Consider the following 22,458-nt stretch of genomic DNA (forward strand, 5'->3'; position numbering starts at 1 on the left):
AGGAACCTCATCCACCGAAGTGGACGGGGTATCAACATATCTGGCGTTGACTTTTGGCACGCTGTTGAGTTCTCAAGGAACGGACGCTTCCTTTGTGCCTGTTTCACCAGGCTCTCCGGGCGCTTCCCTTCGGTCTTGCGTTTCCGACTCTATCAGATCCTTGCGGTTCCGATTTTCGCCGGTGCGTTTCCGCCTTTCGGCTTCTTCGCGGTTCCAACCGTACCAGATCCGTTTCCGTCTCCGGCGCCCTGTTGGAGCGGGCCCGGCCGTTCGGCTTTCGCTTTCCGGCCTTTCCGACTCTATCAGATCCGATTCGTTCCGTTGCCGGTCCGAATTCGTTTCCGAATCCCCGTCGGAGGGGGTCCGCCGTGGTGCGGCTAATTGTGCGGCCGCGCCTTTCGGCGTGATCACTACGTTAGCGGAATTCCTCGTTGACGCATAATCACGTCACGGTCGAATTTCGGCATGCCGAAATTGGTCCCGGTGAGGGGCCGTGCAGTAGTGGTGTGCCGCGAAGCGGCGGGATGGTCGCCTCGGAACCGTTCCGGCTCTGGGGCAACTCGGAGAACACTACGGATGGGGGATGGGCGTGTCAACCTGCGTCAGTCAAGGTCACTCAGACGCCCGTCGGCATCCGGCTGGGCGTCCTCGACACGGCGCAGCAGACGGGTCAGGACCTGGCCGAGGAGCTGCCGTTCCTCGCCGGAGAGGTCCTGGAGGAGGTCCTCCTCGAAGACCGAGGCCAGGCGCATCGCCTCGAGCCACTTCTCGCGGCCTTCGTGGGTGAGCGCGACGATCACGCGGACGCGGTTGGTCTCGTCGCGCTCCCGCGTCACCAGACCCTCGTTCGCCATGCGGTCGATGCGGTGGGTCATGGCGGCCGGCGTGAGGCCGAGCAGTTTGGCGAGTTCGCCGGGGCCCAGTTCATAGGGGGCTCCGGAGACCACGAGGGCTTTGAGGACCTCCCACTCGGCATTGCTCAGTCCGAGGGTGGCGGTCTGCCGCCCGTAGGCGACGTTCATCCGTCGGTTGAGGCGCTGGAGAGCGGAGACGACCTGCTCCACCTGCGGGTCGAGGTCCTGGAATTCGCGCTGGTAGGCGGCGATCTGTTCCTCGAGGCTCGGTTCGGCCGCGCCGGCGGCCGCATCTGAGGGCTCAGGCATGCGGCGCAGTATGGCATGGAAGTCATTGGCGTTGAAGTTCTTCGGGGTGTACTCTTCAACTTCGAACTTTAGAGTTGAAGTCTTCAGGGTGAGACTGTCCGGCTCCGGACGAGTCTCACCCTGGCGTCTGTCCCGGCTCTCCCGGTTCGTCTCCGTATCCGTTCGATGACCTGACCTAGGTAGGTGAGTGTGACCACCGCGATGGGCGCCGCGTTGCGCCGGATCCAGCTCGGGAACGCGCTGAGTGCGTTCGGGAGCGGCTTCACCGTTCCGTATCTGTACGTCTATGTGGCGAAGGTGCGGGATCTCGGCGCGAGCACCGCGGGTGCGGTGCTCGCCATGCTGGCGGTGGCCGCGCTGGTCGTCCTGCCGCTGACCGGTCGTGCCATCGACCGGCGCGGGCCCCTTCCGGTGGCCATCGTCGGTTCGGTCTCCGCCGCCATCGGATCCCTGGGGATCGGGCTGTCCTCCACCGAGCCGCTGGTCATCGCGTCGGCCATCGCCCTCGGTGCCGGCATAGCGGTGATCCAGCCGGCCCTCGCGACGATGATCGTGTGGTGCTCGACGACGCTGACCAGGTCACGGGCGTTCGCCACCCAGTTCTTCCTGAACAACCTGGGGCTGGGCGTCGGCGGACTGGTCGGCGGCCTGCTGGTCGACGAGACGCATGCGTCGAGCTTTGTACGGCTGTTCGCGATCGAGGCCGCGATGTTCCTGGTGCTCGGCGCGGCGGTGGCGACCGTCCGGCTGCCGCGGGCACCGAAGGTCGAGGACGCGGTGCCGACCGAGGAGCGTGCCAAGGGTGCCTGGCGGGCGATGTTCGCCGACCGGCGGATGGTGTGGCTGTGCGTCCTGGGGTTCGTGCTGTTCTTCGCCTGCTACGGGCAGTTCGAGTCGGGGCTGGCGGCCTATGCGACCGAGGTCACCCGGATTCCGCCGGCCAGCCTGGGGATCGCGCTGGCGGCCAATACGGCGGCGATCGTGGCGGCGCAGTTCGTGGTGCTCAAGCTGGTCGAGCGCCGGCGGCGCAGCCGGGTGATGGCGCTGGTCGGGATGGTCTGGACGGTGGCGTGGATAGCCGCCGGGCTGTCCGGGCTGGTGCACGGCGCGCAGGTGGTGGCGACGACGCTGCTGATCTCGACGTACGCGCTGTTCGGTATCGGTGAGTCGATGCTGTCGCCGACGGTGGCTCCGCTGGTGGCCGATCTGGCGCCGGCTTCCCTGATCGGGCAGTACAACTCGGCGTTCGCCCTGGTCAAGCAGTTGGCGCTGGCGGTCGGTCCGGCCGTGGGCGCGCTGATGGTGGGGCACGGGATGTACGTGGCGTACATCGGGATGCTCGTGGTGTGCGCGCTGGGGATCACGGCGTTGTCGCTGTGGCTGGGACGGATGCTGCGTCCGGCGCAGGACAATCCGCACCGCGCGGTGGCGTCCCTGCCGGCGGCGCGGGTGCCGGCCGAGGCGGAAGCCGTGGCCTGCAGCGCCTGAGCCCCGCGCCCGGTGCCGTGAGAGGCCCGCTTGCTCCAGTGTGCCGCCGGCCCCGTCCGATGGGACGGGGCCGGCGGCACACCGCTATCCGCGGGGCAGCGCGAATTCGCACCACACGGCCTTGCCGCCGCCCGGGGTGCGGCGGGAGCCCCAGGAGGAGGCGATCGTGGCGATGATGGAGATGCCCCGGCCGGCCTCGTCGACGGGCTCGGCGCGGCGGCGCCGCGGGAGGTGGTCGTCGCCGTCGGTGACCTCGACGATCAGCCGGCGGTCCGTGCGGCGCAGGCGGAGGCGCATGGGCGGGGTGCCGTGCTGGAGGGAGTTGGCGACCAGCTCGCTGGCGGCCAGCACGCCGAGGTCGTGCAGCTCGGGCGGGAAGCGCCAGGAGGCGAGGACCCCGGAGGCGAAGGCGCGGGCGCGCGGGGCCGCTTCGGTGCCGCCGTGGAGTTCGAGGGCGGCGTTGTGGAACAGCTCGGCGTCGTGACCGGTCCGTTCGGGGTGCTGCAGGACCAGGATGGCGACGTCGTCGTCGTGGCTGGCGGTGATGCCCAGCGAGCGCAGCAGGCGGTCGCAGACGATGTCCGGTGCGCCGGCGGCACCGGCGAAGGCGCGTTCCAGGGCCTCGACGCCGTGGTCGATGTCCTTGTCGCGGCGCTCGACCAGGCCGTCGGTGTAGAGGACGGCGCTGCTGCCGGGGCCCAGGGGGACCGAGCCGGAGGTGTGCAGCCAGCCGCCGGTGCCCAGGGGCGGGCCGGTCGGCTCGGCGGCGCGGCGGACCGTGCCGTCCGGGTCGCGTACGAGGATGGGCAGATGGCCGGCCGAGGCGTAGACCAGCCGGCCCTCGTTCGGGTCGTGGACGGCGTAGACGCAGGTGGCGATCTGGCTGGCGTCGATCTCGGCGGCCAGGCCGTCCAGGAGCTGCAGGACCTCATGGGGCGGGAGGTCGAGGCGGGCGTAGGCGCGGACCGCGGTGCGCAGCTGGCCCATGACGGCGGCGGCGCGCACCCCGCGGCCCATGACGTCGCCGATGACCAGGGCCGTACGGCCGGCGCCGAGGGTGATGACGTCGTACCAGTCGCCGCCGACCGCGGCGTCCGTGCCGCCGGGCTGGTACGTGGCGGCGACGCGGAGGTCGTCGGGCTGCTCCAGTTCCTGGGGCAGCAGGGAGCGTTGGAGGGTGACCGCGGCCTCGCGCTGGCGGGACTCGCTGGCGCGCAGCCGCTCGGCGGACTCGATCTGGTCGGTGACCTCGGCGCCGAAGACCAGGACGCCCTTGTGCGGGGCGACGCAGGCGACCTCGGGGTCGGGGGCCGGGCCGCTGGCGGCGACCTCGATCGGGGTGCAGGTGAAGGTGTAGTAGCCGTCGCGGGAGCGGTCGCCGCCCGCGCCTCCGGGGACCTTGCGGGACTTGACCGTCCGCGGTCTGCCGCTGCGCAGGACCTGGTCCATCAGGGGGAGCAGGCCGAGAGTGTCGAGCTCGGGGAGGGCCTCGCGGGCGGTGCGGCCCGCCGGGCGGGGGCCGAAGACGCCGGCGTAGGCGCCGTTGACGTAGGCGAGGCGGTGCTCGGGGCCGTAGACCACGGCGACGAGGGCGGGGATGGTGCCGAGGATGTCGTGGACGGACAGGGCGTCGACCGTGGGCGGCAGGGCCGCGGGGGCGACGTCCCGGGAGGGCGCCGGTTCCGCGTGTTCGGCGCGGGCCGCGGGGACGGAGCCCGTGGTCGCGCCGGACGGGGCGGCAGGGGTGCCGTCGGCCGCCGCGGGCGCGGCGGGCGGGGCCGGGGCCGCGGTGGCCGGGGTTCCGGACGCGGGGCGGGGTGCGGCGCGGTCGGACCGCGCGGCGGCTCGCCGTTGGGTGCCGGGGAACTTGGCGCTCCAGCGCGTGAAGATCACGGAGGGGTACCTCTTACTTCGCGTCGTCGCGCGGGATCGGGCCGTCGGCATGGCGGAACCTCCCGGCCGGGGGCCGGGCAAGGGTCGGCTGGGGGCACTCTCGGCGCCCTCGTGCTGAATGCAGCAAACGTCCAGAATCCTCGTGATTGTCACTCTTTGCAGATACGAGCCCACCCATGGTCACACGTCCAGTGTGGCCGACCGGACGGACATCCGTCAGACGTCGGGGTGCCGGCATGGAGTTCCGGCCTCCGGAAATTCCGGCGTTCCCGGGGCTGACGAAACGTCACCTCTTCGGGGTACGGCGCGTCAACTGGCCTCGTTGTGCCGTCCGGTCCCCGCCGCGAGCTCGAACTCCGCGCGCGGGTTCTCCAGCGACCCGAGCGAGACGATCTCGCGCTTGAACAGGCCGGCCAGCGTCCATTCGGCGAGCACCCGCGCCTTGCGGTTGAAGGTCGGGACCCGGCTGAGGTGGTAGGCGCGGTGCATGAACCACGCCGGGTAGCCCTTCAGCTTGCGCCCGTAGACGTGCGCGACGCCCTTGTGCAGGCCGAGCGAGGCCACCGAGCCGACGTACTTGTGCGCGTAGTCCTGGATCGGGCCGCCGCGCACCGCCGCCGCGATGTTCTCGGCGAGCACCTTGGACTGGCGGACGGCGTGCTGCGCATTGGGGGCGCACAGGGCGCGCGGCGCGTCGGGCCCGGCGGGCGGCGGCGCCGTCAGGTCGGGGACCGCGGCCGCGTCCCCGGCCGACCAGGCGTGTTCGACGCCGTCCACCTGGAGCGCGGGAGTGCACTGGAGGCGGCCGTGGGCGTTCAGCGGCAGTTTGGTCGCGGCCAGGATGGGGTGCGGTTTGACGCCCGCGGTCCACACCAGGGTCCGGGTCGGGAAGCGGGAGCCGTCGCTGAGCCGGGCGACCCGCTTCTCGCAGGACTCCAGCCGGGTCTCCATCCGTACGTCGATGTTGCGGGCCCGCAGCTCACGGACGGCGTAACGGCCCATGTCGGGGCCCACTTCGGGCAGGATGCGGTCGGTCGCCTCGACCAGGATCCACTTCATGTCCTCGGGCTGGATGTTGTGGTAGTAGCGGACCGCGTAGCGGGCCATGTCCTCCAGTTCGGCCAGCGCCTCGACGCCCGCGTAGCCGCCGCCGACGAAGACGAAGGTGAGCGCGGCGTCGCGGACCGCCGGGTCACGGGTGGAGGAGGCGATGTCGAGCTGGGCGAGGACGTGGTTGCGCAGTCCGATGGCCTCCTCGACCGTCTTGAAGCCGATGCCGACGTCGGCCAGGCCCGGGACGGGCAGGGTGCGCGAGACCGAGCCGGGTGCCAGGACCAGTTCGTCGTACTCCACCTCGACGGCGCCGTTGCCGGTCTCCTCCGCGGCCAGGGTGGTGATGGTGGCCCGGCGGTCGCCGTGGTCGACGGCGGTGACCTCGCCGATGACGACCTTGCACTGCGGCAGCACCCGGCGCAGCGGTACCACCACATGGCGCGGGGAGATCGAACCGGCCGCGGCCTCGGGCAGGAAGGGCTGGTAGGTCATATACGGCTCGGGGTCGACCACGATGATCTCGACGGTGCCCTGTTGCAGCTCCTGCTTCAGCTTCCGCTGCAGCCGCAGGGCGGTGTACATCCCCACATAGCCACCGCCGACAACGAGAATGCGCGTCACGTCGTTCGAAGACACAGTCTTCACAGAGGTTCTCCTCGCGGTGTCGACCAGGCCCCGGGCGGCACCGATCCGGAGGACGGCCGGCGGCGCGGCCACCATCGGGAGCTGCACCCCCGGGAAAGCACAGCACTCTTCCATGACGCACCGCCGGAGCGCCTTTGTCCACAGGCCCGTCGAAATGTATGACCGGCCGCGACCCTGGGGACGGAACGGCAGGTTCCGCGCGCGAAGGCACAGCTTCCCTGGTCAGAGGGTGGGTGACGGCAAAAGAGCGGGGGTGCAAACCTGGCGGATCGGCCCCCTTGGTCCGATCGGGGGGCGCATTGCGCGGAACGCCCCCTTCATTCTTGACCCGGGCTCAACTATGTTCGTACCTCGTTGGGGTGCACCCTGTCATCGGTACGCCCTGACTGTCAGGGCGGGGAGTCTCCGGGGGGAGACGACATTACCGGGGGATCACTATGCATATTCAGGGCTCTCATTGGCCGACCACCGTCGCGATGGCACAGACCTCCGACGGCGCCGGGAGCGACAAGGAGCACGACAGAACCAACGGCACCCACCACGGCAGGAGCAACGGCGCCGCGGTGAGCAACGGTGCCCGGACGGGGACGGGCGGCCGGAGCACGCCGCTGCGGGTGGACGCCCAGCGCAATCTGGAACACGTGCTGCGCGCCGCGCGCGAGGTGTTCGGCGAGCTGGGGTACGGCGCGCCCATGGAGGACGTGGCACGGCGGGCCCGGGTCGGCGTCGGCACGGTCTACCGCCGGTTCCCGAGCAAGGACGTGCTGGTCCGCCGCATAGCCGAGGAGGAGACCGCACGGCTGACGGACCAGGCGCGTACGGCGCTGGGACAGGAGGACGACGCCTGGTCGGCGCTGTCCCGCTTCCTGCGGACGTCGGTCGCCTCGGGTGCCGGACGGCTGCTGCCGCCGGGCATCCTGCGGGCGAGCGCGGACGCCGACCGGTCCGCGGAGTCGTCCGGGGACGGCGCGGACGGGCCCCGGGTGCCGGACGGCCTGAGCGAGGCGCGGGTGCCGCAGCAGCGGATGGCGCCCGGCACGGACGGGGTACCGGTCGATCTCCGGCTGGTCGCCCCGCGCGACACCCCGGAGGGCGAGCCGGCCTCGCCGGCCGAGGCGGCGCCGGCCGACGAGGAGATGACCGGTGCCGGCGCGCTGCTGGAGGTCGTCGGGCGGCTCGTGGAGCGTGCCAAGACGGCGGGTGAGCTGCGCGCCGATGTGACGGTCGCCGACATCCTGTTAGTGATCGCCACGGGCGCGCCGACGCTGCCCGATCCCGGCCACCAGCAGGCCGCCTCCGCGCGGCTGCTGGAGATCCTGCTGGAAGGGCTGCGGTCGCGGCCCGTCGGATGAGTTCCGGTGACCGGCCCCGCCTGTGCGGGGACCCGATGTCGGGGTCTGCCCGCGGGCGGGGGCCGGTCGGCCGGACGGTGTCGTAGGAATGCGCGGGCCTCGTATGCCCTTCAGGGGGCTTTGCGGGGCCCGCGGAGCGAGTGGCCCGTGTGGGGGCCGCTGAGGCCGTGGCCCGTAGGCGCGGTACGGCCCGGACGGGTGCCTGCCCGTACGGGTGTCCGTGGGTGCACCCCGGATGAGTGGATGGCGGTCAGGACCCCCGACCGCGGGGGTGCGGTGTGGCACGCTGGCGCGGTGTTCCGGTGTGACGGCGGCTTCGGGAGCCTCGAAGATGGGTGTTGACGGGCGGGACGGGCGGCGCGACGGCGAGGCCGGAGTGGACCAGGCCGGTGCCGAGGGGACGCCGTCCGGGCAGATCCCCGGTCAGGCCGGGCCGTTGAGGCCGGACAGCGCGGCCGGCGGGCCGGGCGAGCGGCACGACCGCGCCCGCCACCCGGCGGACGAGGGGCCCAGCGTGCCCCCGCAGCGCGACGGTTCCCGCCGGGCGGTCCCGGCCGCCGCCCCCGCAAGCGGCGAACTCCCGCCGTCCGATACGCAGTTGCTCGCCGAGCTGCGCGCCGGGGACGACGGCGCGTACGAGGAGCTGTACCGCCGGCACGCCGAGGCGGTGCGGCGCTACGCCCGGAACTGCTGCCGGGACGTGCACACCGCGGAGGATCTGACCGGTGAGGTCTTCGCGCGCACCCTGCAAGCGGTGCGCGGCGGCTCGGGCCCCGAGTCCGCGGTGCGCGCGTACCTGCTGACGACCGTGCGCCGGGTCGCCGCCTCCTGGGCGAAGACGGCGCGCCGGGAGCAACTGGTCGAGGACTTCGCGGTGTTCGCGGTGACGGCGACCGCCGCGCCGGGCGAGAAGGCGACCCTGGACCTGGGCGCGGAGGTGCGCGCCCTGCACGAGGCCGAGCAGTCGATGGCCGTGCAGGCGTTCCGCAGTCTGCCCGAGCGCTACCAGACGGTGCTGTGGCACACCACCGTCGAGGACGAGTCGCCCAGCGAGGTCGCGCCGCTGCTCGGGCTGACCGCGAACGCCACCGCCGTATTGGCGCACCGGGCCAGGGAGGGCCTGCGGCAGGCGTATCTGCAGGCCCACGTCAGCCGGTCGCTGACGGCCGGCGGCGACTGCGCGCGGTACGCCGACCGGCTCGGCGCCTATGCGCGCGGCGGGCTGCGGACGCGGGCCGAGCGGGGGCTGCGCAAGCATCTGGACGAATGTGCCCGGTGCCGGCTGGCCGCGCTGGAGGTCGAGGACGTCAATCAGCGGATCGGGGCGCTGCTGCCGGTTGCGGTCATCGGCTGGTTGGCCGCCGGGTACGCCGTCAAGGCGGCGGCCGCCGCGGTGGGTGTCGCGGGAGCGGGCGCGGCGGCCGGTGCCGGTGCGGCGGCGGGCACTGGTGGTCAGGGCGCGGCGGCGGCCGCGGGCGGTGGGGGTTCCGGTGCGGCGGGAGGTGCCGGTGGTGCCGCCGTGGGCGAGGGGTTGGGCGCGGCGGTGAAGGTCGGTCTCGGCGTGGGGGCGACGGTGGTGGCGGGCGCGGCTTTGGCACTGGCGCTGACCGGGTCCCCGAAGCCGTCGCCGCAGCCGCGGGCCGGATCGGCGCAGCAGGCCCCGGCCGCGCCGCACAAGCCGGCGCCTTCGCGGTCGGCGCTGCCGCCGGCGGCGGGCGCCGCACCGGCCCCGGAGCGGAGCGCGCAGCAGAGCCCGCGCCCGAAGCCGAAGCCGACCGCTCGTACGCGGGGGCCGGAGCCGACGGCCGCCCCGTCGCACACGCCGCAGCGGCCCGGGCCCCACCCGGCGCCGCCGTCGGCTCCGGCCCCCGAGCCAGCGCCGCACCGGCCCGCGCCGAAGCCACCGAAGCCGCCGCTGCCCGCCACGACCGTGTACCGGCTCAACGCGCTCGATCGCGACTTCACCGGCGACGGCAGCACACCGGAGGTGCGCACCGTCGCGAGCAGCTGGATGTGGCAGCGACGGTCACCGAAGATCGCCGGCACGAGGTACCCGCATGGCGTGAGCGTGCATGCGCGGTCCTCGGTGACCATCGACCTCAACCGCCGGTGCACCGCGTTCGACGCCGTGGCGGGCATCGACGATCTCAGTCTGGGGCTGGGGGCGCTGCGCTTCTCCGTCTACGCGGACGGGGTGCGGCAGTGGCGGTCGGCGGTGGTGCACGGCGGGCACCCGGCGGTGCCGGTTCATGTCCCGCTGTCGGGCCGTCGGACGCTGCGGCTGGTGACCGAGTCGGCGTCGCCCTTCGACGTGGTGGCGCTGGGGGACTGGGCGCGGTCGACGATCAGCTGTCGTTGAGGGAGCGGGGCGGCCGGGGGTCTGCGGGGCACTGGGGCGGGGGATGGGCTTCGGGGCGCGGAGCCGGGCCGTCGGCTTCGAGGCGCGGGGCCGCGCCGTCGGCCTCAGGGGACGGGCTCAGGAGGGCCAGGGCCGCGGCGGGGGTGAGGCGGGTGCCTTCGGCGTGCAGGGTCTCGTAGCGGCGGGCGGGGGGTATACCGCCCCCTCCGCCAGGACGTCCGCCGTCACGTCCCCGGTCGTGTGCGCCGCCCCGTCCGGCGTCGTATACGCCGTCGCCCGCGCCGTCATGTCCGCTGCGGCCCCCGCCGTCCAGGTCGCCCTCGTGTCCGCGGTCTTCGCTGCCCGCGCCCGCGTCGTCCAGCGTGGCGCGCAGGGTGGCCGTCGTGTGCTGTACGTCCTCCTTCTCGGGGACGGTCCGGGGCAGGTCGCCGCGCCAGGCGTCGGCGGCGCCCAGCAGCCGGGCGGCGTCGTGGGGGCGGCCGGCGCGCTGCAGTGCCGGTGCCGCGGACTCCACGACGGCGGCCAGCACCGGCGGGGTGCAGTGCAGCGTCAGCCCGAAGCTCAGCGCCTGATGGCACCGGCTCAGTGCCTGCGCCGGTTCGTCCGTCTCCGCCGCCAGCCGGCCCGCCAACGCATCGAGTACCACGGCGAAATGGGGCGGCGGAGTCCCCAGAGCGGCGGCCGCACGTGCCGCCTCGCACGCCTCGCGCGCCTCCTCGGGCATCCCGTGCCGCAGCGCGATCCGGGCGCGCAGCATGTGGTTGAAGGCCTGCGGGTCCTGTACGCCCCACTCGACGGCCTGCTCGTCCGCCCGTATCAGTGCCTTCTCGGCACCGTCCACATCACCGGCGGCGAAGTGGAGTTCGGCCAGCCGGGACAGCAGGAACGGCCCCTCCGTGTGCGCACCCAGCTCGCAGGTCAGCGCGAGCGCCTCCGCGTAGGCCGTACGCGCCTCGGCGTAGCGGCCGCGGAGCTGGCGTATCCGGCCGGTGGCGGAGGCGACCTGGGCGAGCATCCAGCGGTCGCCGACCCGCCGGGCCAGCGCGGTCAGCTCCGGCTCGTCCGCCTCCGCCGACTCCAGGCCGCCGGGCAGATCGAGCGCGAGAAGCGTACGGAACATCAGGGAGACGCCCAGCTCCCACCTTCCGCCCAGCGCACGGGTGGTAGCGACGGCGCCGTCCATGAGCGAGAGCATCTCGTCGTAGCTGCCGTGGAAGAACGCGGCGAACGGCCAGAGCAGGCCGGGGAAGCGGGCGCTGCGCGGATGCGGGCCGCGGCAGGTGGTCAGCAGCCGGTCGATCAGGGCGCGGTTCTGCGGGATGTCGGCATGGCGGTCGAGGCGCTGGTCCTGGAGCAGGAAGAGGCGCAGCAGCCGGAGTTCGGCCTGGGGCCAAAACGCCGGGTCGGTGTCGGCGAGGTGCTCGGGGGCGGGGTGGAGGGCAGCGGTCCGCTCCACCCAGGAGGCGCCCTCCTCCCGGTAGTTGCGCAGCCACCAGAACCAGCCCATGGCCAGCACGACCCGCTGTGCGGTGTCCGCGTCCCGGCCGGTGACCGCGCGGTGCAGCACGGCCCGTACGTTGTCCACCTCGGCCTCGATACGCGCCAGCCACGGCAGCTGCTCGGCGGAGCGCACACGCGGCTCGGCGTCCGTGACGAAGTCCAGGAAGTGCCGGGTGTGCCGCGCGAGGGTGCGCCGGTGCTCCTCGGGGCGGCCGGTGGCCCGCTCCCTGGCGTAGGCGTGGATGGTCTCCAGCATCCGGTAGCGGGGCTCGGCGCCGCGGTGGTCGACGACCAGCAGCGACTTGTCCACCAGCGCCCCGAGCAGGCCGAGCACGTCCCCGGCCCGGTCGCCGCAGACCGCTTCGGCCGCCGGGAGGGTGCAGCCGCCGGCGAACACCGACAGCCGGCGCAGCAGTGCGCGCTCGGGCCCGTCGAGCAGTTCCCAGGACCAGTCGACGACCGCGCGCAGCGTCTGCTGGCGCGGCAGCGCGGTCCGGCTGCCGCTGGTCAGCAGCCGGAAACGGTCGTCGAGCCGGCCGGCGATCTGGCGCGGGGAGAGCAGTCGCAGCCGGGCCGCGGCCAGCTCGATGGCGAGCGGCAGACCGTCCAGCCTGCGGCATATCTCGTCGACCGCCGCGGGGTCGTCAGCGGCCCGGAATTCCGGCCGTACCGCCACCGCCCGCTCGGTGAACAGCTGGTGCGCGGGGGCCGGCGGCAGCGGCTCCAGCGGGCGGACGGCCTCGCCGGGTACGCCCAGCGGCTCCCGGCTCGTGGCCACCACGGTCAGCCCCGGGCAGTGCCTCAGCAGCAGATCCGCGAGCGCGGCGGCGGCACCCACGACGTGCTCGCAGTTGTCGAGGACGAGCAGCAGCCGGCGCGATGCGCAGTGGTCGATGATCCGGGCCGCCGGGTCGGCGTGTTCGGCGGCCCGGCCGGCCTCCATGGCCGGCGAGAAGACGGTGGTGTCCCGTCGCCCGAGCGCGGACAGCACGGCTCCCGGCACCGCCTCCGGGGCGTCCAACGGGGCGAGTTCGGCGATCCAGACGCCGTCGGGGTGTTCCCCGGCGAGCGAGCCCGCCAGTTGCTCCGCGAGCCGGGTCTTGCCGGAGCCACCCGCTCCGGTGAGCGTGACGAGCCGGGTCCGGCGGGATCGCAGGGCCTCCTGGAGGGAGACGAGTTCGGCCTCGCGTCCGACGAAGGAGTTGAGCCGGGCCCGGAGATTGCCGTTGCGGAGCGTGGCGTCCGGGGGCGGCGCCTCGGAGGGGGCCGCGTCCGGGGACGCCGTCCCTGGGAGCGACGTGTTCGCAGCCGTCGTCCCTGGGGGAGGCACGTTCGGAGCCGTCATCCCTGGGGGCGTCAGGTGCGGAGCCGCTGCCGCCGGGGCCGTCGCCTCCGATGCCGCCGGCTCCCCTGCCGCCGTATCCCGGCCCGTCTCCTTCGGCTCCATCTTCTGCGCCAGCAACCGGGCGTGCAGCGCGCGCAGTTCGGGACCGGGGTCCACGCCCAGCCGGTCCGCGAGCTGCTGCCGGGTCTGCTCGTACACGGCCAGCGCGGCGGCGTCCCGTCCCGCGCCGTGCAGCGCCCGCATCAGCTGGACGCGGAACGGCTCGTCCAGGGGACGGTCCGCGGTCAGCTGCCGCAGCTCGGGCAGCAGCTCCTCGGCGCGGCCGAGCGCCAGGTCCGCATCGATCCGGCCGTGCAGCGCCGCCAGCCGCAACGCCTCGGGGCCGTGCGCGGCCCCCGCCCCGTCGGGCAGGTCCCTCAGCACCGGCCCGCGCCACAGCGCGAGCCCCGTGCGCAAGGTCTCGGCCGCCGTGGCCGCGTCCCCCTCCTGCAAGCTGCGCGTACCGGCGTCGACCAGCCGCTCGAACCGCAGCAGATCGACCTCGGCCGGCTCCGTGACCAGCCGATACGCTCCGGGCAGCGACTCCACCGCGCCCTTGCCCAGCGTCCGCCGCACCCGCCCCACCAGTGCCTGCAACGCGCCCGGCGCATCCTGCGGCGGCGCGTCGGCCGCCCACACCTCGTCGATCAGCGTCCGCACGGCCACCGGACGCCCGCCCCGCAGGGCCAGCGCGGCCACCAGCGCCCGCACCCGCGGGCCGCCCAGCGGTACCGGCTGCCCCTGCGCGTCCAGGACCTCCGTCGCCCCCAGAATCCGAAATCTCACCCGGTCATTGTCCCGACGCACACCGCTCCCCCGATTTTTATCCACAGCCCGGCTCGCCCCGGCTTTTAGTTGTCCACAGGCCCGCGCGGGCCGGCCCTCTGGTGCCCACAGCCCCGCGCGAACCGGCTCTGTGCTGCCCACAGCCCCCGATGGGACCGGGCCCTCGTTGTCCACAGCCCCGCAAAGGCGGCTCCCGCTCCCGGTTCCCCCGCCGCCCGCCCGCGCCGGGGCGGGACGGCACCACGGGCGGCCGCCGACCGCCACCCGCGCAGCGCAACCCGCCACTTCAGCGTCGCCCGATGACAGCGACGCCCCGGCCTCACGCCAGCCGCGCGCGGGGCACCACGCCGCCCGCGACCGCCTTCTGGCGCGGCGCACCCGCCCCCGTCCAGCACGTTCCCCGCCGCGTCACCAACCGCCGCAGCCACAGCTCCGTGGAGACCAGCTCGGCCAGCCCGTCCAACGGGAGCGCCGCGCCCTCCGCCGCCGACCGCAGTGCCTTGCGGACCACCCGCGCCTCCACCAGGCCGGCGTCGGCCAGCAGCGGCGCGTCGAAGAGCCCCACCAGGTCACCGACCGCGCCGCGCAGCCCGGCGCGTACCGCGGCCGCGTGGGTGAGCTGCGAGGTGGCGCCCCAGCCTGCCGGCAGGTCCCGTACGCCGGCCCCGGCCAGTACGGAGCGCAGCACGGCGGCCCGCGCCCCGGGCTGCACCCGCAGGGTGTCCGGCAGGGCGCGGCAGGCGAGCACCACCTGGTTGTCGAGGAACGGGGCGTGCAGCCGCTGGTCGCGGACCTCGGCGGCCTGCTCGAAGACGCGGTGGTCGGCGGCCTGGCGGGCGAGCGCGGCGCGGGCCCGCCGCTCCCCGGGGCGGCCGGCGGCGGGCGAGCGGTGCGCCGCGTCACCGAGCCGAACCGATACTTCTGCCAGCGCCTCCCCCGTGAGCCAGCGCGCCGCCGGCCCCGGCCCGCACCAGGCGAGCGCGGCCAGCGAGGCGTCCACGGCCCCGCCCGCCACCGGCTCGTCGGCGAACCGCCGCTCCAGGAGGCGCCGCGCCGTATCGGCGAGGCCGTCCGTGTACGGCGTACGGGCGAGCCTGCGGGCGGCCCGGTAGACGGTGAACGGGACGAGGACGGACTGCGCGAAGGGGCCGTCGGCCCTGGCCAGCGCGGTGACCGGGCGCAGCAGGTGCCGCCGGCGGCGGTCCATGAGCAGGTCGGCGAGGCGGGCCGGGTGGGCGTCGAGGACCTGGCGCGCGCCGTGTCCGACGAAGTGGTCCGCGCTGCCGGCCAGCAGGCGCCGGCGGTGGCGGCCGGCGGTGGTGAGGGAGGGGCCCGGCTCGTCCGTGAGCGGGCCCATGCCGAGGTCCGCATACGGGAGGGCCTCTTCGCCGGCCGCGACGACGACATGGTGCAGCCGCGGATTGTCGGCCAGGGCGCGGGCGCGCTCCAACTCGGCGTCGTGGTGGACCTGTCCGCCGCCCGTGGCACGGTCGTTGAAGGTGACGGCCAGGAGGCGTTCGCCGTGGCCGCCCAGGCGTCCGGGCCGGCCGGGCAGTCCGGCGGCCAGCAGGGCGAGAGTTGCGGAGGCGCTGCCTCCCGAGAGGTCGGCGCCGATGCCGGGGGCCGGTGCCCCGCGCGCCGCGCGCCGTTCGGCGGGCCCCATGCCGGGCACCGGCCCGGGGTCGAGGCCGTCGTACCCGTCCGGATCGGGCGCGTGCCGCGGCACGGCCAGCCGGGCGCGGACGGCCTCGACCAACGCGTCGCGGACACCGTCCACGGCTTGTTCCGGGGCGAGTTGGGGCGCGGCGACGGCGAGCGAGGCGGTCGGCTCGTAGGAGGTGATGTCGCTGGCGCCGCCGCGCAGCACCAGGGCGTGGCCGGGCGGGATCCGGCGGACGCCTTCGTAGGGCGTGCCGGCGCCGAGCGCCTCGGGGATGTCCGGGCAGGCCAGCAGCGCGGCCAGGTGGCCGATGTCGAGGCCGGCCTCGACGAGGTCGGCGAGCGGGAGGGCGGCGGTGGCGTAGGCGGTGCCGCCGGCCCAGGGGGTGTGGAAGACGGGGCGGGCGCCGGCCAGGTCGCCGGTGACGGTGATCCGCCGCCCCACCTGGACGACGGCGGTGTAGCTGCCGGGCCAGGCGGTGAGGTGGCGCAGCGCGCCCCCGCGCGCCGCGAACAGCCCTACTTTCAACTGGTCATTGGTGGCGCCGCAGACGCCGAAGACGGCGAGCCGGGTCTCGGGGTCGGCCTGTACGACGCGGACCTCGTCCGGCCGCCAGTCGCCGACCGCCCAGAGGGGGTCCGGGTCGCCCCAGAGGAGCTGGGCGCCCACCGGGAGGACCGCGCGGGGATCCTCACCGGCCGCCGGCCCCGTGGCGGCACTGCTCCACCCCACCAACCAGCGCATCGCCGCCTCCACCCGAGTTCCCCGTGCGCCGGGGCCAACGGCCGCCCCGTACAGCGGATGCCCGGCCGGCACCGGGCTGTTGTGGCGACCATGCTGCCATGACAGGGGCGCACAGGAGGCGCAGAAGCGGGCCCGTATACATGTGGTGCGCGGCGCGTGCGCCCGCTCGGGGCCGCCGGCGAGCCCACGGGAGCGTCACGGTCCCCTGCGGACGGGTCGCCGAGGGGCGGAGCGGACGAGGCGCGGAGCGTCGCGGGACGGCCGTGCGGACCGTGCCGCGGCGCGCCCCGCACCGGGCGCGAGCGCTCCGCCGCTCCGGCCCCGGGAGGCCCCCCGTGTGGCCCCCGGGGCGACCCCCGAGCGGGCGGCGGCGTGAAATCATCACCCGTCGATTTTCGGCCAAAGTCCTTTCCCCACAGCCCAGTTGACGTATGCGGGCATGGCGTCAACCGGCGCCACGGCCGGCCGGAGACCGTGCGCGCGACGGTCCGGGAAGCGGGCTGCGCCCCCCGGACCGGACCGTCACCCGCGGGGAATGAGGTGACGGTATCCCCCAGCCCACTGGATCCAGTACAGCGGGCCGACCCACGCAGAAGACATGGAAGCGCTCCCGATATCGGGCGGCCAGCGCGCACGGACGGGCGCACGGGCACACGTACCCGGAGCACATGCCAATTCCCGTACCCCTGTTTGAACACGAATCTCGCCATCCGGGATACCGGCCCTTAACGGTCGGGATCCGGCGAACTACTCTGGGTGGACGCATGCCCCGGGGTAGCGGGGCGGCCGTCGCTGTGTCGAGGGGTGCGCATGTCCAGGGATATACGCGGGCCGAACGAAAAGCTCGGCACTGTTCTCGCCCTCGCGGGTATCAGCAATGCCGGACTGGCACGCCGGGTCAACGACCTCGGTGCGCAGCGCGGACTGACGCTCCGCTACGACAAGACGTCGGTGGCGCGGTGGGTCTCCAAGGGCATGGTGCCGCAGGGCGCCGCGCCCCATCTGATCGCGTCCGCGATCGGCAGCAAGCTCGGCCGGCCGGTCCCGCTGCACGAGATCGGGCTGGCCGACGCGGACCCGGCGCCCGAGGTCGGCCTGGCGTTTCCCCGCGATGTGGGCGCCGCGGTGCGCTCCGCGACCGAGCTGTACCGGCTCGATCTGGCCGGACGGCGGGCGGGTGGCGGCGGCATCTGGCAGAGCCTGGCCGGATCCTTCGCCGTCACCGCGTACGCCACCCCCGCCTCCCGCTGGCTGATATCCCCGGCCGACAGCTCGGTGGCGCGGGAGGCGGCCGAGGCCCGCGACAAGGACGCCGCGGCGGCCGGCGACGGCGGGATCCCGCAGCACGTCGGCCACAGTGACGTCAGCAAGCTGCGCGAGGCGGCGGAGGACGCGCGCCGCTGGGACTCCAAGTACGGCGGCGGCGACTGGCGTTCGTCCATGGTGCCGGAGTGCCTCCGGGTGGACGCCGCCCCGTTACTCCTCGCCTCGTACAGCGACGAGGTGGGCCGTGCGCTCTTCGGGGCGACCTCCGAACTCACCCGGCTCGCGGGGTGGATGGCCTTCGACACGGGCCAGCAGGAGGCCGCACAGCGGTACTACATCCAGGCGCTGCGGCTCGCCCGCGCCGCCGCCGACGTCCCGTTGGGCGGCTACGTCCTCGCCTCGATGTCCCTCCAGGCGACCTACCGCGGCTTCGCCGACGAGGGCGTCGACCTCGCCCAGGCCGCCCTGGAACGCAACCGCGGCCTGGCGACGGCCCGCACCATGAGCTTCTTCCGCCTGGTCGAGGCGCGGGCGCAGGCCAAGGCCGGCGAGGCGCGCGCCTGCGAGGTGGCGCTGAAGGCCTCCGAGGGCTGGCTGGAGCGCTCCCGCGGCGGCGATCCCGACCCCTCCTGGCTGGACTTCTACTCGTACGAGCGGTTCGCCGCCGACGCCGCCGAGTGCTACCGCGATCTGCGGCTGCCCCGCCAGGTCCGCCGCTTCACCGAGCAGGCGCTGTCCCGGCCCACCGAGGAGTTCGTCCGCTCGCACGGTCTGCGCCTCGTCGTCTCCGCGGTCGCCGAACTGGAGTCCGGCAACCTGGACGCGGCCTGCGCGGCGGGCACCCGAGCGGTCGAGGTGGCCGGCCGGATCTCCTCCGCCCGCACCACCGAGTACGTCCGTGACCTGCTGCACCGCCTGGAGCCGTACGGTGACGAACCCCGGGTGGTCGAGCTGCGGGAGCGGGCGAGACCGCTGCTGGCGGCGCCGGCATAGAGACGGGCTGTGGGGTGGGACGTGCGGGCGGGCCGTACGAACGGGCCGTCTGGACGGGCCGTAGGGACGTCTCGCCTGAGGGCGGGCGGGTCGCATACGGGGCGGGTCGTACGGGCAGGCCGTGCGTGCCGGAGCGGTTCGGCACGCCACCCGCCGGTGGGTCGCCCCCGGCGGCCCGCCGCGTCGGGCTCCCGGGCCTGTCCGATCGGCATTGTCAGTGCCGGCCGTCATGATGGGATACGTCGTCGGCGATGATGCGCGGGTCCGCGGCGACGGGCGGGCCTGCGGTCATGCGGTTGGGGAGGTGCAGTGGCGGCGTACGACTGCGATGTGCTGGTGATCGGTGCCGGCATCGTCGGACTCTCTACGGCCTACGCGATCACGCGTGCCGCGCCCGGCACGCGTGTCGTGGTCCTGGAGAAGGAGTCGGGTCCGGCCCGTCATCAGACCGGCCGCAACAGCGGTGTGATCCACAGCGGCATCTACTACCCACCCGGCTCGCTCAAGGCCCGCTTCGCCCTCCAGGGCTCGGCGGAGATGGTGAAATTCTGCACCGAGCACGACATTCCGCACGAGGTCACCGGCAAGCTGATCGTCGCCACGGACCGCAGCGAGCTGCCGCGGCTGCACGGCCTGATCCAGCGCGGCCGCGAACACGGCCTCCCGGTGCGCGAGCTGGGCCCCGCCCAGATAGCCGAGTACGAACCCGAGGTGCGCGGCCTGGCCGCCATCCATGTCGGCACGACCGGCGTCTGCGACTTCGGCGCCGTCGCCCGCCGCTTCGCCCGGCTCGCCGAGGACGCCGGCACCCGGATCGTCTACGGCACCGAGGTCACCACCATCGGCCGCCGCCCCGGCCGGGTGGCGGTCCGCAGCGCCGACGGCACGGTCCACCGCGCCCGCGCCCTGGTCAACTGCGCCGGCCTGCACTGCGACCGGATCGCCCGGCTGGCCGGTGACGCCCCGGGCATGCGGATCGTCCCGTTCCGCGGCGAGTACTTCACCCTCGCCCCGGAGCGCGCCGCACTCGTCCGCGGCCTGGTCTACCCCGTCCCCGATCCGGCCTTCCCGTTCCTCGGCGTGCATCTGACCCGCGGCATCGACGGCGCCGTCCACATCGGTCCGAACGCCGTCCCCGCCCTGGCCCGCGAGGGCTACGACTGGCGCACGATCCGCCCCGCCGAGCTGGCCGGCACCCTCGCCTACCCCGGCTCCTGGCGGATAGCCCGCCGCCACTGGCGCTACGGCGCCGGCGAACTCCACCGCTCCCTGTCCCGGCACGCCTTCGCCGACGCGGTCCGCCGCCTGCTCCCGGCCGCCCGCGAGGAGGATCTGCTCCCGTCCCCGGCCGGCGTCCGCGCCCAGGCCGTCCTCCCCGACGGCACCCTCGTCGACGACTTCCTCTTCGCCCAGTCCCCCGGCATGATCCACGTCCTCAACGCCCCGTCCCCGGCCGCGACGGCTTCGCTGCCCATCGGGCGGGAGGTGGCGCGACGGGTGCTGGGGCTGGTGGGGGACTGAGCCGGGCCGGAGACCCGCCCGGCCGGCTGGGCACGGGGAGCCCGCCCGGTCAGCCGGGTACAGCCGCAGGAGTCGGGAGACCGACCGCCGCTGCCGCCCCGGCCCCGACCCCGTCCTTTTCCGGGCCCGGCCCCCGGCTCCGGGCCCGAGCCCGGGCGCTCAGCCACCCTGGGCGCTCAGCCCCCCCCGGCCGTCAGCCACCCCAGTCGCTCAGCCACCCCGAGCGCTGAGTCGCGCCCGGGCCCCTCCCCCGCCCACCATCCGTAGAATCAACTCACTGTGTCCGAGAATCCCGCCACCCCCGCCACCGACGCCCCCGAAGCGAACGCACCGGAAGCCGGCGCTCCGGCAGCCGCTGCCCAGGGCTCGCCCGCCCGGGAAGCCGCCTCCCGGCAGCCTGCCTCCCAGGCAGCCGACGCCCCGGCATCCCGCCCCCTCGGAGCCACGGCCGTCTCGGCCGCCACGCCCCGCCGCGGAGAGCCCATGTTCCCCGACGGGACCGGCCCCGCCGCCGACCCCGCGGGGTCGCATCACGAGCGTCGGATCCGGTCGTTCCAGCCGCGCCGCAGCCGGGTCTCGCCCAGCCAGGCGGACGCCCTGCGCCGCCTGTGGCCCACCTGGGGGCTGGACATCGACGGGCTCTCCCGGATCGACCTCGACGAGTTCTTCGGCGGGCTGCCGGTCGTGCTGGAGATCGGCTTCGGCATGGGCGAGGCCACGGCACAGATGGCCGCCGCCGACCCGGGCACCGGCATCCTCGGCTGCGACGTCCACACCCCCGGGCAGGGCAACCTGCTCGGCCTCGCGGAGCGGAACGGCCTGTCCAACGTCCGGGTGGCCAACGGCGACGCGATCATCCTGCTGCGCGAGATGCTGGCCCCCGCCTCCCTCGCCGGCCTGCGCGTCTACTTCCCCGACCCCTGGCCCAAGAAGCGCCACCACAAGCGCCGCCTCATCCAGCCGGAGTTCCTCGCGCTGGCGACCACCCGGCTCGCGCCCGGGGCCCTCGTCCACTGCGCGACCGACTGGGAACCGTACGCCGAGCAGATGCTGGAAGTCCTCTCCGCCGAGCCGACACTGGAGAACCTCCACTCCGGCTATGCACCGCGTCCGGACTTCCGCCCGCTCACCAAGTTCGAGGGCCAGGGCCTGGACAAGGGGCATGTCGTGCACGACCTCCTCTTCCGCCGGCGCGACGCGTAGGGCGACCGCCGCTCGTTAGGGTCGACGGGTGTACCCGCCCCAACCGCCGCCGCACCCGCCGTCCGCGCCCGTCCCGCCCCCGTACACACCCCACCCGCACGCGGAAGCGGCCTCGCGCCCCCGTCACCGGACGGCGCGCTGGCACAGCACCACCCTCCGCGCCGTCGCCCTGGTCTCGATGTTCGCGCTCTCCGGCGTGATCATCATCGGCATGGTCCGCCAGGAGACCGGCACCGAGGGCTTCCTGGTGGGCCTGGGCCTGGCCGTCTTCCCCGTACCGCTCCTGATCGCGGCCTTCTGCTGGCTCGACCGCATCGCGCCCGAGCCCTGGCGCAACCTCGCGTTCGCCTTCGCCTGGGGCACCTGCGCCGCCACCCTGGTGGCGCTCCTCGCCAACGGCTTCGCGACCGACTGGCTGGCCGCCAACATCGCCTCGACGTCCGCCTCCGAGGCCGAGGCCTGGGGCGCCACGGTCATCGCCCCGGTCGTCGAGGAGGTGGTCAAGGCCGCCGCCGTCCTCCTCCTCTACCGCTTCCGCCGCAGCGACTTCGACGGCATCACGGACGGCATCGTCATCGCCGGGATCACCGCCACCGGCTTCGCCTTCACCGAGAACGTCCTCTATCTGGGCAACGCCTTCGGCGAGGACCAGTCGATGGGCCACTCCGGCCTGGACTCCCTCACCGCCGGCACCTTCTTCCTCCGCATCATCGTCTCCCCCTTCGCCCACCCGCTCTTCACGATCCTCACGGGCCTCGCCTTCGGCATCGCCGCCACCCGCTACCCGCGCCGCCGCGCCGCCCGCATCGCGCTCGCCCTCCTCGGCCTGCTCACCTCGGTCCTCCTGCACGCCATCTGGAACGGCGCCTCCGCCCTCGGCGACCTCGGCTTCCTCACCGTCTACGGCCTCTTCATGGTCCCCGTCCTCCTCGCCCTCACCTGGCTGGCCATCTGGGCCCGCAACCAGGAACTGCTCTCCCTGCGCGGCTACCTCGCCCCCTACATCACCGCCGGCTGGCTCGCCCCCACCGAACCCGCCGCCCTCTCCTCCCTCAAAACCCGCGCCCTGGCCCGCGACCTGGCCCACGACACCCAGGGCCCCGCCGCCGCCCGCGCCGTCGCCGAATACGCCACCATCGCCACCACCCTCTCCTTCCACCGCCGCCGAGCCCACCTCCTGGGCCCGTCACCGGACTTCTACACCCGCGAACAGCACTTGCTGGAGCATCTGCGGCATTACCAGCCGTGGGGGCGGACGGCGTTGGTGGATGCGTGGGTTGCCAGGAAACAGCCATGCGGCTCCGGAAGCTCGCATGGCCACAGAATCTGACGTCACCTGCTCAAGCTGAGCCCGATAAGAGCTACCCCGCAGCGGGCTCAAATCTCCATCGACAGGGGGGTGCGGACCACCTTTACTGGTCAACTAGCCCTGTTTTATGGCTGATCCA

Annotated in this window: 12 protein-coding genes; 7 read left to right on the forward strand and 5 right to left on the reverse strand. The window is 74.2% G+C overall.

Annotated features, from left to right (window positions below; translation table 11 throughout):
• Positions 1 to 602 precede the first annotated feature (602 nt).
• Entirely contained in the window at positions 603 to 1,163 is a 561-nt protein-coding gene (locus AB0411_RS07445; RefSeq protein WP_152104820.1) for a MarR family winged helix-turn-helix transcriptional regulator, read from the reverse strand.
• 189 nt (positions 1,164 to 1,352) lie between these two features.
• Between AB0411_RS07445 and AB0411_RS07450 the strand changes: the two genes are divergently transcribed.
• Entirely contained in the window at positions 1,353 to 2,651 is a 1,299-nt protein-coding gene (locus tag AB0411_RS07450; RefSeq protein WP_366416912.1) for an MFS transporter, read from the forward strand.
• A gap of 84 nt (positions 2,652 to 2,735) precedes the next feature.
• Here AB0411_RS07450 and AB0411_RS07455 read toward each other — a convergent pair whose 3' ends face one another.
• A complete protein-coding gene (locus tag AB0411_RS07455) occupies positions 2,736 to 4,544 on the reverse strand; it encodes an ATP-binding SpoIIE family protein phosphatase (protein ID WP_366416327.1) in 1,809 nt (602 codons plus the stop codon).
• Between the two features lie 309 nt (positions 4,545 to 4,853).
• Positions 4,854 to 6,233, reverse strand: coding sequence for an NAD(P)/FAD-dependent oxidoreductase (locus tag AB0411_RS07460; protein WP_366416913.1), 1,380 nt, complete (start codon positions 6,231 to 6,233; stop codon positions 4,854 to 4,856).
• Positions 6,234 to 6,679: 446 nt separating this feature from the next.
• Between AB0411_RS07460 and AB0411_RS07465 the strand changes: the two genes are divergently transcribed.
• Both AB0411_RS07465 and AB0411_RS07470 read left to right on the forward strand, forming a co-directional pair.
• Positions 6,680 to 7,594, forward strand: coding sequence for a TetR/AcrR family transcriptional regulator (locus tag AB0411_RS07465; RefSeq protein ID WP_366416329.1), 915 nt, complete (start codon positions 6,680 to 6,682; stop codon positions 7,592 to 7,594).
• Positions 7,595 to 7,925: 331 nt separating this feature from the next.
• Positions 7,926 to 9,953 (forward strand): sigma-70 family RNA polymerase sigma factor, encoded by a 2,028-nt coding sequence (locus AB0411_RS07470; RefSeq protein WP_366416330.1) that lies wholly within the window; start codon positions 7,926 to 7,928, stop codon positions 9,951 to 9,953.
• Here AB0411_RS07470 and AB0411_RS07475 read toward each other — a convergent pair.
• Both AB0411_RS07475 and AB0411_RS07480 read right to left on the reverse strand, forming a co-directional pair.
• Complete coding sequence (locus AB0411_RS07475; RefSeq protein ID WP_366416331.1) at positions 9,940 to 13,623, reverse strand: AfsR/SARP family transcriptional regulator; 3,684 nt, start codon at positions 13,621 to 13,623, stop codon at positions 9,940 to 9,942. The genes AB0411_RS07470 and AB0411_RS07475 overlap by 14 nt on opposite strands.
• Before the next feature lie 319 nt (positions 13,624 to 13,942).
• A complete protein-coding gene (locus AB0411_RS07480) occupies positions 13,943 to 16,027 on the reverse strand; it encodes an asparagine synthase-related protein (protein WP_366416332.1) in 2,085 nt (694 codons plus the stop codon).
• 810 nt (positions 16,028 to 16,837) lie between these two features.
• Between AB0411_RS07480 and AB0411_RS07485 the strand changes: the two genes are divergently transcribed.
• The 4 genes from AB0411_RS07485 (at position 16,838) to AB0411_RS07500 (ending at position 22,340) form a co-directional block, all read left to right on the forward strand.
• Positions 16,838 to 18,286: an MFS transporter gene (locus tag AB0411_RS07485; RefSeq protein ID WP_159481635.1), complete on the forward strand. Its 1,449-nt coding sequence runs from the start codon at positions 16,838 to 16,840 to the stop codon at positions 18,284 to 18,286.
• Positions 18,287 to 18,595: 309 nt separating this feature from the next.
• Complete coding sequence (lhgO, locus tag AB0411_RS07490) at positions 18,596 to 19,807, forward strand: L-2-hydroxyglutarate oxidase (RefSeq protein ID WP_152104815.1); 1,212 nt, start codon at positions 18,596 to 18,598, stop codon at positions 19,805 to 19,807.
• A 279-nt stretch (positions 19,808 to 20,086) separates the two neighbouring features.
• Positions 20,087 to 21,010, forward strand: a complete 924-nt coding sequence (gene trmB, locus AB0411_RS07495; protein ID WP_366416333.1) for a tRNA (guanosine(46)-N7)-methyltransferase TrmB — start codon at positions 20,087 to 20,089, stop codon at positions 21,008 to 21,010.
• A gap of 28 nt (positions 21,011 to 21,038) precedes the next feature.
• A complete protein-coding gene (locus AB0411_RS07500) occupies positions 21,039 to 22,340 on the forward strand; it encodes a PrsW family intramembrane metalloprotease (protein ID WP_366416335.1) in 1,302 nt (433 codons plus the stop codon).
• Positions 22,341 to 22,458 lie beyond the last annotated feature (118 nt).

Origin of the sequence: Streptomyces angustmyceticus, from assembly GCF_040701845.1 — a bacterium.
In the GTDB taxonomy this organism is placed as follows: domain Bacteria; phylum Actinomycetota; class Actinomycetes; order Streptomycetales; family Streptomycetaceae; genus Streptomyces; species Streptomyces angustmyceticus_A.